This window comes from Desulfamplus magnetovallimortis, assembly GCF_900170035.1.
GTDB classification, from domain to species: Bacteria; Desulfobacterota; Desulfobacteria; order Desulfobacterales; family Desulfobacteraceae; genus Desulfamplus; species Desulfamplus magnetovallimortis.
On record NZ_LT828541.1, the window covers coordinates 357,294 to 370,609 of the forward strand.

General features: G+C 40.7%; 11 protein-coding genes and 1 pseudogene. 7 read left to right on the plus strand and 5 right to left on the minus strand.

Annotation, left to right across the window (positions count from 1 at the left end):
- Positions 1 to 28: 28 nt before the first annotated feature.
- From MTBBW1_RS05685 to MTBBW1_RS05695, 3 genes are all read right to left on the minus strand, one after another.
- On the minus strand, positions 29 to 799 hold the full coding sequence (locus MTBBW1_RS05685) for a hypothetical protein (RefSeq protein ID WP_186441103.1): 771 nt from the start codon (positions 797 to 799) through the stop codon (positions 29 to 31).
- 100 nt (positions 800 to 899) lie between these two features.
- Complete coding sequence (locus MTBBW1_RS05690; RefSeq protein ID WP_139786675.1) at positions 900 to 3,746, minus strand: ATP-binding protein; 2,847 nt, start codon at positions 3,744 to 3,746, stop codon at positions 900 to 902.
- A 24-nt stretch (positions 3,747 to 3,770) separates the two neighbouring features.
- Complete coding sequence (locus MTBBW1_RS05695; protein ID WP_186441104.1) at positions 3,771 to 4,925, minus strand: hybrid sensor histidine kinase/response regulator; 1,155 nt, start codon at positions 4,923 to 4,925, stop codon at positions 3,771 to 3,773.
- Between the two features lie 152 nt (positions 4,926 to 5,077).
- Between MTBBW1_RS05695 and hslO the strand changes: the two genes are divergently transcribed.
- The 7 genes and pseudogenes from hslO (at position 5,078) to MTBBW1_RS29400 (ending at position 12,457) form a co-directional block, all read left to right on the plus strand.
- The gene (gene hslO, locus MTBBW1_RS05700; RefSeq protein WP_080800454.1) at positions 5,078 to 6,001 is read left to right on the plus strand and encodes an Hsp33 family molecular chaperone HslO; all 924 of its coding nucleotides are present in this window, start codon (positions 5,078 to 5,080) and stop codon (positions 5,999 to 6,001) included.
- Between the two features lie 54 nt (positions 6,002 to 6,055).
- Positions 6,056 to 6,913, plus strand: a complete 858-nt coding sequence (locus MTBBW1_RS05705) for a metallophosphoesterase family protein (RefSeq protein ID WP_080800457.1) — start codon at positions 6,056 to 6,058, stop codon at positions 6,911 to 6,913.
- Entirely contained in the window at positions 6,914 to 9,520 is a 2,607-nt protein-coding gene (priA, locus tag MTBBW1_RS05710) for a replication restart helicase PriA (protein WP_080800461.1), read from the plus strand.
- Positions 9,521 to 9,809: 289 nt separating this feature from the next.
- Complete coding sequence (locus MTBBW1_RS05720) at positions 9,810 to 10,436, plus strand: anthranilate synthase component II (protein ID WP_080801116.1); 627 nt, start codon at positions 9,810 to 9,812, stop codon at positions 10,434 to 10,436.
- Positions 10,437 to 10,548: 112 nt separating this feature from the next.
- Positions 10,549 to 10,938, plus strand: coding sequence for a NifB/NifX family molybdenum-iron cluster-binding protein (locus MTBBW1_RS05725; RefSeq protein ID WP_080800466.1), 390 nt, complete (start codon positions 10,549 to 10,551; stop codon positions 10,936 to 10,938).
- 59 nt (positions 10,939 to 10,997) lie between these two features.
- Positions 10,998 to 12,100, plus strand: a pseudogene (locus MTBBW1_RS29395) (sigma-54 interaction domain-containing protein); the annotation flags it as partial.
- 114 nt (positions 12,101 to 12,214) lie between these two features.
- Positions 12,215 to 12,457 (plus strand): helix-turn-helix domain-containing protein, encoded by a 243-nt coding sequence (locus MTBBW1_RS29400; protein ID WP_245809287.1) that lies wholly within the window; start codon positions 12,215 to 12,217, stop codon positions 12,455 to 12,457.
- Between the two features lie 257 nt (positions 12,458 to 12,714).
- Here MTBBW1_RS29400 and MTBBW1_RS27695 read toward each other — a convergent pair whose 3' ends face one another.
- Both MTBBW1_RS27695 and MTBBW1_RS30295 read right to left on the minus strand, forming a co-directional pair.
- Entirely contained in the window at positions 12,715 to 12,912 is a 198-nt protein-coding gene (locus MTBBW1_RS27695) for a hypothetical protein (protein WP_139786677.1), read from the minus strand.
- 235 nt (positions 12,913 to 13,147) lie between these two features.
- The coding region (locus tag MTBBW1_RS30295; RefSeq protein WP_186441105.1) for a PD-(D/E)XK nuclease domain-containing protein at positions 13,148 to 13,316 on the minus strand (169 nt) is incomplete at its 5' end.

The window sequence follows — 13,316 nt, forward strand, 5'->3', positions numbered from 1 at the left end:
GATTTTGAGTTAATAATCCGCTTCATAACTACTTAAAATAAGTTAAATAGTGATCAGGTTGCAATATTGGAATATTTTGATCAGAAACCACACATGACATCCAATATGGACCGGCATGTTTCATAAACTGTTCATACTTTTCTTCAATGGTAGAACCCTGAAAATAAAACAGTTTAGTTTCTACCATAAACTCTAATTGAGCTTTATACTCTTTTGGCCAGCATTTAGGGTCACCAAACAAATATGTTTTTTCTCCAATTTCGACCAACCGTGTTAAAAATATCTCACCTTTCTCGTACTTTGGTATTGTATTTTCAGCTTTTACAATTTTTCCAGTAAAAAGCTCACGAAACTTAATTATTTTTTTGCTGCTGAGTATCTCCTGATAGAGGCCCAAGCGGGATTTTTTCATGGATTCAATAAAATTTTTAAAAATATTGAGGTTGTCCTCATTATCAACAAAAATCTCTTCAAAGTAATCTAACACCGTTTTTTTATTAGCATTGACAGGAAAATCACAGAAAATCCAGGATTGTACAAAAACCTCATCATCAAAGGTTTCATCATGAAGAAATAATCGTTCCAACTCATACCAGCAATTTGATAATGAAGAAAAACGATTCTCATATATTGTCATCAAAGCAAAAGAAGTCAAATATCTGAAACAATAAATCAAATACTTGAACTCTTTAGTACCCTTTACAGGTTTATTTAAATAAAGTTCCAAATCCCTGAATGCTTTCAACTCCTTGAATTCAAGTTTATTTGGGTCAAGGTTCATTTTTTTCAGAGCTTCCAACCAGTTTGCAGCAGGTTTTTTGCCCGGTTTTCTTTTTTTCATATTCTTCACGTCCTTGTGGTTCAGACAAGTAAAACGACTTGTCCTGGTTGGGGTTAAATCAAAGTTCTACACCTAACGAGATGGCAAAATCAGCAACTATGGCTCTTGCACCAACAAAATCAAACATTTCAAGAGCTTCCCTCAATGCTTTTGTTGCCTCCTTCCCTGTAAATCGTTGAAGTTCATCAATATGGGGCATAACAGATGCGGGATTGAATTCATCAAGTGCAGATATAATATCACTAAAAATAGTCTTCATTTTTTCTTTATCAGCAACTTCATTCTTCTGAAAAGCCTCCAGTTGTTCAATTGAATCGACAAAATTTTCTTCTTTGAATAATGTGACAAAATTTTTCTCTTTGGATAATTTCAGTTTTTCAATGGTTTTGAGAGCCATTTCCATGGCATCAGCAAGGAGATCCATAAATTTTTCAAGCTCTGTTTCTGGCAGATTATACTCTCTTTGCCTGCTGCGTATTAAAAATGTCTCCATTTTATCTGCAATTTTATACACCTCATTGATGCACAAGTTTCCTGACACCCCTTTGAGCTTGTGCATAAGGGCTTGCGCCTCTCTGGATTGGCCTTTTTTTAGCATCAAAGCAAGGTTTTCATGGACGCTCTGATAATCATTTCTGAAACTGTAGAGGCTTTTAAGATAAATTTCTTCATTCTGCCATATTTTAATTGCTCTTTCATAATCAATGCCGGAGAGAGTCAGCCCTTCCGGATTCAAACAGGTAGGGATTCCGGATGACTTACCATCCCTTTCAAAGTCAGCATATAAAGAATCACCATTGGCAGAAAACAAATCACCACATACAAAAGTTGAATCACTACTTACAGAAGTTGAATCACTACTTACAGAAGTTGAATCACTACATACAGAAGATGAATCACTACATACAGAAGATGAATCACTACATACAGAAGATGAATCATCATATAATGGAAAAATACACTTCTCTTCCGGAACCCATTCTTCCATAACCTGAAAAAGCCTGTCAAAATCCACAGGTTTCTCCAGAACAGCATCCATGCCTGCCTGGAAACATTGCTCCTGCTCCTCCTTCATGATACTTGCAGTCAAAGCAATGATGGGGGTATGCATGATTTTTTTCATGGATTCTATGTTGATCGCGGTTTCTGAGTTTCTCAGGGACTCTGTGTTTCTCAAGGGTTCTGTTTTTCTCTGGGATTCTGTTTTTCTCTGGGACTCTGTGTTTCTCGGGGATTGGGTGTTCTTCATGGAAGATGTTGAAACTGTTAGCTCAGCTTCAATTTGCCTGATACGCCTTGTTGCTTCCAGGCCATCCATCTTTGGCATATGAACATCCATAAGTATTATATCAGGATTCTCTTTCTGAAATGCCTCAACTGCCTCAAGGCCGTTACGCGCTTCAATTATTTTGTGTTTCTGCTGCCCAAGACGAATCCTTGCAAGGGACATATTCTCCTCAATATCCTCTGCAACAATAACCCTGAACTGCCGCATGGCAGCAAATTTCCCTTTTTCAGCACCTCCTCTGTTTTTATAGTGACAACTCTTTTTTTGCATTGAATTTGCTTCAATTGCATCATAACAATTTATTCCGTTTTCCGGCAACAAAGAAGATGCTATCTCCACCCTGACTGTAAAATGAAAAGTGCTGCCCTCACCAGGAGCACTCTGTGCCCAGATCTTTCCCCCCATGAGCTGAACAAGCTGCCTTGAAATTGTTGTACCAAGGCCTGTTCCCCCAAAACGGCTGGCAGTGGTGTTATCTGCCTGGGTAAAGGGGTCAAAAATATTTTCAAGCATTTCAGCAGGGATGCCAATGCCTGTATCAATTACTGAAAAATGCAGATCCACACATTCAGCTTCACCAAAATCTATTGGCAATTCAGATTCGGCCAAATCTGTTGACGATTGAGGGTCAACAGGTGACAAGTCCATCTTTGAACTGCCCATTCCTGAATGGGTTTCTGGCAAATCTGTTGACAAATGAGGATCAGCCGGAGCAACATTTACAACAACTTTTCCATAATCGGTAAACTTAAGGGCATTACCAACCAAATTAAAAAGAACCTGCCTTAAACGATCTGGATCACATATAACATATTCAGGAAGATCAGAATGAAATTGAGACAGTAGAGCAACACCCTTTTCAATGGCCTTGACCTCAAAAAGGCCCAATGCATCACGCACCATGACTCTGAGCTTAAACTGCCTGTTATTCAAAGGCATTCTGCCGCTGTCAAGTTTGCTTATATCAAGAATATCATTGAGAAGATGCAGAAGAGATGAGGCGGAATTATAGGAAGTAGTAATATGGGATCTTTCGACTTCAGGCAGCTCCCCCTCAAGAGAGAGTTTCAAAAACCCGAGCACTGCATTCATGGGAGTACGTATTTCATGGGACATACCGGCCAGAAAACGACTTTTTGAACGTGCAGCAGCCTCGGCCTCAAGACGGGCAGCTTGAACCTCCACCATAAGAGCCCTTGTTTCAGCCTCTTTTTTTTTAATCTCATCAAAGGAAATTGCAAGCTGCTGTGTCATACTGTTGAATGCTCTGGAAAAATCCCCCATAAAATCAACAGAATGGCCGAAATCTCCCTTTGCAATCTGCTGGGTTTTCCAGGTAAGGTGTTTTAAGTTTGACTGAAGACTCTTTATGGAGTGAAGAAAAAGTGTCTCTCCCCTGGAAGCATCAAAATCGAGGTTTCCATTTGAAAGTGTATAAAGCAGTTCTGTAGCAATGAGATAAGAGCCTGTAAAGCGATTGATATATTGAGTCAACTGTTTGATTTCATTATCAGGATAATCTTCCGGAAGCTCAATTTGATCAGGTTTTTCACCTCTCAGAAGGCGATAAAAAACTTCTGTCATCCTGTCAATATGTTCTGGATTTACATTTAGCATCTTTTTCTCGCACAATTACTTCTTTCATAAAACAAGCACATTTGTCTGCTTTGAGTGGTTAATATCCGGCATTCTTACACTAACTACAGTTACACCTTTATGTGAAGTATCAAGCTCAATGTCTCCACCATGACTCCTTGCAATCAATATTGCAGAATAGGTTCCAAGGCCATTTCCCCCCACTTTTCCATGAGTTATATATTTATCAAAAAAGCGGCTTCTGATAGATTCCGGTACCACACCTCTATTGGTCACACGGATTACACTCATTTTGTTTTCATTAAAAATATCAATGGAAATGCTCTCACCCTCCGGAGAAGCCTCAATGGCATTTTTAACAAGATTGGAAAGCATTGAGTAAAATAGAAGTTCCTCCACAAAAACTATAAATGAATCTCCATTTTTTATCGGTTGCCCCTCTATCTGGATTTTGACAGATATCTTTCTGTCACGCATCATGTTTGCACTGCCTTTGATAATCCTCTCTATTATGAACAAAATATTTTCCGGTTCAGTGTGAACCTGGTATTTGCCCGTCTCCATTTTATAGATATCAAGGGAGTGGTTTATCATTTCAAGCATTGAGTATGCTGCTTTGTTTATAAACTCAAGATGCTCTCTGTGTCTTGAGGCAACAGACCTATCCCCCATCAAAAGAGATGATAAAGTGATGATTGGATTTAAAGGATTTTTAAGATCGTGTTTTGTAATCCTATCCACATCATCCCTGAGAGCGGCAGCTTCAATCAATGACTTATTCTGCCTCTCAAGTGATATGTTTTTTGCCTCAATCTCTTCCCTTGCATGTTTAAGTGCAAGGTGATTTTTAAGTCTTGCCTTCAAGATACAAGGGTTTATGGGCTTTGTTATGTAGTCAACAGCCCCTGCTGCAAGACCTTGTGCCTCATCCTGAATTTCTCCCCTTGTAGTCACAAAAATCACTGGAATCTTCTCTGTTCCTGGCTTTGACTTAAGTTGCCGGCAGGTCTCATATCCATCCATTCCTGGCATCATTACATCAAGAAGTATGCAGTCAGGCAGAGTTTTTTCAGCAGCTTCAAGGGCCTGTTCCCCGTTTACGGCAAAAGCCAGCCTGTAAGTTTCCTGGAGAATAGCTCCCATAAGTCTTAAATTATTTGGTTCATCATCCACAACAAGAATACGGTCTTTTAAATCCATGTCCATAGAATCCAGTAACATAATTATCAAACTTGATCTATTGCCATAGATCAAAAATATCTCTTTCCAGCATGTGCCTTTTCTGATAAATTCCGGATACTATAGAATAATCAACCTCTCTACACAATTAAAAAAACAGGCAAACAGCTGATATGATAAAAAAAGACATTTATGAAGGTGATCTGAAAGCCCGATTGAAAGCCTCGTCACAGGACAGGCTTTTTCGTTTTATTTTTGCAGACGGAATGATGAGGGGAGCAGTTGTAAAGGCAACACAGATGGTCAATGAGATGCGTGCAAATCACGAGCTGGGAATCCCTGAAACCCTGCTGCTGGGTCAGGCATATATAGCCGGCTCACTTTTGACATTCAATCTTAAAGGAAAAGACAGAATAGCCCTTCAGATTGACTCTTCAGGTCCGGCAAAGGGTCTTGATGTGGAAGCCAATGTATTTGGAGAGGTCAGAGGTTATCTTAAAAATAGTACATTTTCCAGAGAAATATCGGACAAGCAGACAACCATCTCTTCCATTATCGGTGCAGGATTTCTCACTGTAACCAAATATCTTGAGGATTCCAAGACCCCCTACTCAGGAAAAACTGTACTGGAGTACGGAAACCTTGCCGAGGATCTTGCAAATTACTTTGTGCAGTCAGAGCAGACTCCAACAGCATTTTCACTGAGCGTCCATTTTGATTCTGAAGGTAATGTTGATGGTGCAGGCGGGATAGTTCTCCAGGCTATGCCGGGTGCAAACGAAGATGTTATTGAACAGTCAGAAAAGATACTTTGCAATATATCCCCGGGAGAGCTTTTTGCTAAAGGCATGGAACCGGATCATATTATACTGGAGCATTTTGAACCCATGATGCCGCTTCTGCTTGGTAATCACAGGGTTGAATTTTTTTGCAGATGCAGTAAAAAAGCCATGCAGGACTATATCTTGCGGCTGCCGGAAAATGACCTTGAGGACATTGCTGCCAACGGCCCTTTTCCCCTGGAAATCCGATGCCACAACTGCAACTCCGTCTATCTTTTTGAGAAGGTTGATATCCGGAAAATGATACCACTTTAAAAGCTATCTCTCGCAAATCATCCAACGCATTAAACTTGAAGAAGTACTATTACAATGGGCAAAAACTCAAAAACAGCTATAATATCGGATATTCACAGCAACCTTGAAGCCCTTGATGCTGTTCTTGATGATATTGATAATGCAGGGATAAATAATGTTATCTCCCTCGGGGATCAGATAGGCTACGGAGCAGATCCTGAAGCTGTTATACAGCGCCTTATTGAAAGAAAAGTGATATGTACCCTCGGCAATCATGAGCTTGCTCTTATTGATGACAGATATCTTAAACGGTTCAACAAAGAGGCAGCTCTGACAATAGATATGCACAGAAACAGACTCTCATCGGACTCCATGAAGTTTATTTCAGAAATGCCAAGGCTCATTGTCAGCCATGGTGGCCGTTTTTTACACGGTACACCTCCGGACTCCATAACTGAATATGTCTCCAGAATTTCCGAAAAGAGGCTCACCCGCATAATGGCTTTCCTCAAACAATCCATAGCCTTTACAGGACATACCCACCTTATGCAGTGGTTTGAGCTGTACAATGATAAAAGCCAACAGGATGATGCTTTTGAAACTAAATCTACACCTGAATCAGCACAATCTTCTCAATTATCAGAAAAATGCAGACCAGGGACAGAAAGCAGTTCCCATGGTAGTGTGCTTAAAAAAGGCAGCTTTGAACCAAATGATCCATCGCCCCTAACTCTTGACCCCGCTTGCAGATATCTTGTAAATGCCGGAAGCATCGGACAACCAAGAGATCATTGCTGGAAAGCCAAATATGTCATATGGGACAGGGATGAAGGAGTCATTCTTCCGCGTTACATTGAATATGACAACACCACTGCTGCCGAAAAAATTGAAAAAACAGGACTGCCGGCAAGATTTGCCAGACAACTTATGTAAATGAACAGGGAAAATCAAATCCAGCCCACCATACAAACAGCAACAAACGATCAGGGGCGCTATGTTGACGTTGCGGTTGCCCTACCGATTCATCACACCTTTACCTATGAAATTCCACCCCATCTTATGCATAGGATAAAGATCGGCATGAGGGTTCTTGTTCCATTTGGAAGACGCAGGATAACAGGCTATGTTGTCAGCATAAAGCAGAATTTCAACAGCACATACAAGACCAGACTTATTCTGGATCTTCTGGATGATGCGCCTCTTTTTCCCGCTTCCATGGTTGATTTCTTTACCTGGATATCACGTTACTATATACATCCACCCGGAGAGGTAATAAAAACTGCCCTGCCTTTAGGTCTTGACAGCCACGATATAACAGTAATAACCCCGACATCAAAGGGGATTGCAGCACTTGAGGAGGAAAACCTTACACCTGCAGAATCTTCCATACTGTCGCTTTTAATAAAGAAAGGCTCAATACCTGCAAAAGAGATCACAAATAAAAAAACAAAAAACAAAAACCATAAAATTGAACCCACCAACCAGAAAACAGAAATTGCAAAACATAAAACAAAAACTTCAGCAGAAAACAGAGTAACCGGAAGCCATGCCCTGATAAAAAAAATGGAAGAAAACGGGCTTGTTACATTGACATCCAGCCTAAAAAAAGATCGCACCAGGTTAAAAACAGAGACATTTATATCTGTTGAAACACTTCCGGAAAAAGATGAAATGAGCTCTCTTTCAAGAAAAAGACAGGAGATGCTCTCCATAATTAAAGAGAAAGGGGAAATCTCTCTTGGAAGTCTGAGAAAAATTTTTCCAACAGCCACAAAACTTGTAAAATATATGGTTGAAGCAGGATATGTTAAAACAACTGAAAAGCAGGTATTCAGAGATCCTTTTGGTGACACTGTAGATCCGGATATCCCGCCTGAACTCACAGAAGAGCAGGCAGCGGCAGTGCAACAGGTAAAAGATAATCTTGATTCAGGTTTTAACAGATATCTTCTGTCTGGAGTAACAGGAAGCGGCAAGACAGAAGTTTATCTGAGACTCGTTACAGAAGCCATTAACCGTAATATGGGTGCCATTGTACTTGTGCCTGAGATTTCACTTATTTCCCAGACTGAAAGACGTTTTCGTGCTCGATTTGGTAACAGGATTGCTGTTCTGCACTCTGCCCTTTCAAGTGGAGAACTTCTTGACCAGTGGCACAGCATTGCATCAGGAGAGCTATCCATTGTCATTGGTGCAAGATCAGCCATATTTGCTCCTGTAAAAAACCCAGGTATTATTATTGTTGATGAAGAGCACGACTCATCCTACAAGCAGGAGAACGGTCTTCGCTACAATGCAAGAGACCTTGCTGTGGTAAGGGCGCAGCAGCACAACATATCTGTGATTCTCGGCTCTGCCACCCCCTCAATCCAGTCATCTTTTAATACATACCAGGGTAAATTCAGGGAGATTAAACTAACCAAAAGGGTTAACAGACACGAGCTGCCTGAAATAACCCTTATTGATCTTAAAAAATACAAGGATTACAGAGGCAGGGAAAAACTTGTAACGCCTGAACTTACAAAAGAGATTGCTGCATGCCTTGCAAGGGGTGAACAGGCACTTATCTTTCTCAACCGCAGGGGCTTTGCAACATTTCCTGTGTGTGAAGCCTGCGGAGAGGCAATCAAGTGCCGATTCTGTGATATCACCATGACCCTGCACCGAGACAAAGATGCCTTTCAATGCCATCTTTGCGGCTTTTCCTCTTCAGCCTCCATGAGCTGCCCCCACTGCAAATCCCCGAAAATAAAACCACTTGGATTTGGCACGGAAAAAATTGAAAATCTTTTAAAGGGAATGTTTCCCCATGCAAGGGTTGCCAGACTTGACCAGGATACAGGCAGTCGCAAAGGAGCAACTGTACAGATTCTCAAAAAGGTAAAAAACCATACCGTGGATATCATTGTCGGAACCCAGATGCTTGCAAAGGGGCATGACTTTCCTGACATTACACTTGTGGGGATCATATGTGCAGATCTATCTCTTAACTTCCCTGATTTCAGGGCAGGAGAGCGAACATTCCAGCTTCTTGCCCAGGTTGCAGGAAGAGCTGGCAGGGGCACAAAAAAAGGTAAAGTTATCATGCAAACCTACAATCCTGATCACTTCAGTATCGAGGCATCCAGAAAGCAGGATTTTCTCCAGTTCTACAACAGTGAGATCCCATTCAGACAGGCTCTCTCATACCCTCCTTTTTCCAGAATCATACAACTTAAAATTTCAGGATGTGATATGGAAAAAGTTAAAAAACATGCCATTGCAATGGGGGAAATGTGCCACTATTTTCTAAATCAGCTTAGGCAGGAGTATAAAGATAACAACAGAGGAGAAAACCTGCCGGAGCTTGTTGATATTCTTGGCCCCATTGAAGCCGGCATCCCCAAAATAGCAATGCGTTACCGCTGGCAGATTCTTTTAAAAAGTGCCTCTGCTCAAATCCTTAATAACCTTGTCAGATGCATGATTCAGGATCAAAAAAAGTTCAGCACAAGGGATGTATCTGTGGGAATAGATGTTGATCCCTATTTTATGATGTAAGAAAAAAATTAATTTTACCGGCATCCTTCATTTGAACCCAAAAATACTTTACACTTTTTTGTGAGAGATTCCCGCCACACAGACTTTTCTCTCCGGAAAGTGTAAACTGGGAAATGAAGCATGCCATTTTACCGCGAAAATACCCCTCATCATTTTCATAATCTGGGGCGGCAACGTAGAGACAACGCATGCCTTGTCTCTATTGCCATGATGGTTTATTCACCACAAACAATAAAAATAAAAAAAGGCAGACAGAGCACCATATGCCCTGCATTATATGACAAAAAAAATGAATACTGAACAATCTCACAGCAAAGATCTGCTTCTTGTTATTGATAATTATGACTCATTCACCTATAATCTTGTCCAGATGTTTATTCCCCACAACCTTGAAATAGTTGTAAAACGTGCTGACAAGACAACCATAGCTGAAACATCGGAACTGAATCCTGATTATATCCTCATAAGTCCCGGCCCCAAAGATCCTGAACATGCAGGCATCTCAATGGAGATGATAAAGCACTTCCATGACAAAAAACCGATTCTTGGTGTCTGTCTTGGAATGCAGTGCCTTAATGAGGTTTTTGGCGGCAGAACATGTAGAGCACCTGTTCCGGTTCATGGTAAAACAGACATGATCTGCCACAGGGAAGAGGGAATATTCAAGGGAATGCCATCTCCTTTTGCCGCTGCCCGCTACCACTCCCTTGTAATAGAGCCCCATGGGGACTCCCTCAAACCCACAGCATGGAACAGCGAAGGTATTATCATGGGAGTTGCACTTACAGGCTTTCCCGTATATGGCGTGCAGTTTCATCCGGAAAGCTTTCTTACAGAAAAAGGGCATATAATCATACAAAATTTTCTGGCTCATTGTAGCCCGCTTCATTTAAATCAAAATGGGAGAGTTATTTAAGACCCATTCCTAACCTGGACAAGCCAGAGCCAAAGAGGTTTTCTGATTATCTTGCCCAAATAGCACGAAAATAAGAATCTAAATGAATTTCAATTAACAGGAGTAAAATATAATGAAAATCGTTTTTCCATCAAACAGCGATCTTGGCCTTACTGGAACTGTGTATAACCATTTTGGCTCTGCACCTTTTTTTGTGGTAGTTGACGCAGAAAGCGGTGAATTTGAAATTATGACAAACATGGATAAAGAGCACTCCCACGGAAAGTGCCAGCCATTAAAAGCCTTGGGAAATATTGCAGCAGATGTGGTTGTGGTTGGAGGAATAGGCAAGGGAGCACTAAACAAACTTATCTCATCAGGTCTTAAAGTGTTCCGTTCCGCTGAGGGTACAGTTAAAACCAACCTTGAACTTTTCCAGCAAAATAAACTAAAGGAGTTTAAACCTGACCAGCTGTGCATTGCCCACTCTACTTCAGGCAACGGGGGCTGTGGAGCGCATTGATTTGTGCTTCCTGGTAAATCATGAGTAAAAACTCACACACACATCCCCATCATCTTGATATGTCGAGTATTGATTTTATATCTCTTTTCGACAGATTAGATGATGGTGTCATAATAACTGACCGCAATGGGTGCATTCTTTTTTATAACAAAACGCAGTCAACAATAGACTCCCTTGCCCCAAAGGATGTGCTGGGTCTTAAGGTCACTGAGATCTATGATCTAAATGACCGCACAAGCATGATCATGAAGTGTATTACAAAGAAAGCATCCATAAGAAACCGGACTTTTTTTTACAGAACAATATCAGGAAAAATTGCCCATACCATAACAAGCGTATATCCAATTTTCAAGGATGAAGAGATTACAGGAGCAGTATGCTTTGTAAAGGATTATGAGCTTCTTCAGCGCTCCACACCCATGAGTGCTTCCTGTGAATGCCATACCGACCTTGGCAACAGCACAAAATTTACCTTTGCAGATCTTGTTGGAAGCAGCGCAGAATTCCAGCGTGCTGTAAAAATTGCCCGAAAGGCTGCAAGTTCTGCCTCTCCGATAATGCTGTATGGTGAAACCGGAACAGGTAAGGAGCTTTTTGCCCAGTCAATCCATAACCACAGCAACCGCAAGGAAAAAAATATGTGGCTGTCAACTGTGCTGCCATACCTGATGACCTTCTTGAAGGTCTATTATTTGGGACAACCCGAGGGGCATTCACCGGTGCACTGGACAAAGCCGGACTTTTTGAAATGGCCAACGGAGGAACCCTTTTTCTGGATGAACTTCTCTCCATGCCCATACATCTTCAGGCAAAACTTCTGCGGGTAATCCAGGAGCAGAAAATAAGAAGACTTGGCTCGGAGCATGAAATTGATATCAACATAAAAATCATAAGCTCTGTGTGCAGTGACCCACGTATCGCAGTACAGAAAAACAATCTTAGAATTGACCTTTTTTACAGGCTTGGTGTGGTACACATCAAAATTCCACCACTTAGGGAGAGAAGGGAGGGGATGGCTGAACTTGTGAGCCATTTCATTGAAAAACTCAACCATTTGCTTGGCACACACGTTAAAAACGTTTCAGAAGGAGTTATGGAGCTTTTCATGGCCTATCATTGGCCCGGAAATGTAAGGGAGCTTGAGCATCTGATGGAGGGTGCCATGAACCTTGTAGGACATGAAGAGACAATAGAATTGAAACATTTCTCCCCGGGCTTTAATGCATTTCCTATACATGTTGATGAGCAGAAAGAGAATGAACCTGTTTATAATAAAATGCCAGCTTACAATGCACTGCATGAAGAGAGACAGCCACTTGAAGAAGGACTTACCAGAAAACAGGATGCCCATGAGAAAGAAGCAGTATCCAAAGCTCTGGATCGTTTCAATGGGAATGTTACAAAAGCTGCCAAACATCTGGGAATATCACGGCAGCTTCTCCACTACAAAATAAAAAACATAGCCTTAAAAGAAAAGACTTTATGTAATTATTACAAAAAAGTTATATGTAAAACCTAAAACAACTTTTTTGAAATTTATTTCAAAATAATTATCCTTTACCGTGGAAATGGATACAATTTTCAATATTCGGGGCTGGTTGAATAGCAGCCATGACCGTTTACCGTGAAAAAAACCCTAATCCTTTTCACAATCGGAGGGTGAAGTAGAGACAAGGTATGCCTTGTCTCTTACTGCCATGATGGTTTAACCTGAAAATACTCCTCATTATTTTCATGATCAGAGGAGACGTTGAATGGGGCTATGAACCTTTAAAATCAGATGTCAACACCATTGAGAAGCGTTGACGTTTCATAGGCTATGGCATGCTTATGGGAATCCTCTCCATGGAAATCAAGGGAATTTTGTTCCACATTATATTTGATACGACAATCATATTTTTCAGCATAACTGTTCATTATTTTTGCCAACACTTCCATTGTCCGGTTGCTATTGTTAATATATAGAGTAGTCATTAGTTTACCTCCCCATGCTCATTGTCATTATTAGTTGTCAATAAAGATTTTTGCTTGTAAGCTTTTCATAACACCTACATAATATTCTCTTATGTCAAGAAAATAATGCATTAAGCGTACCATCAAAGGGAGGAACAAAATAATTTTTTAACAACCCTGGGGCATTGTGCAATACAAAACATATTTATTACCAGCGTTCTGCCAATGACCATAAAGAAGATATATTCATCATCAGTCAGTTTTTCCACAAAAAGCTCTCATGCTTCCAGTCAGATATATTACGCTTCTCAGTATCAAAGTTGATACCCATCAAATGGACGGTTTTGCTTTTTTGCAAATATGAATCAGCATAATTTTTGCTTCTAATCTGCCTGATTGCTGCATCACTGCTCTGATTGCACTTG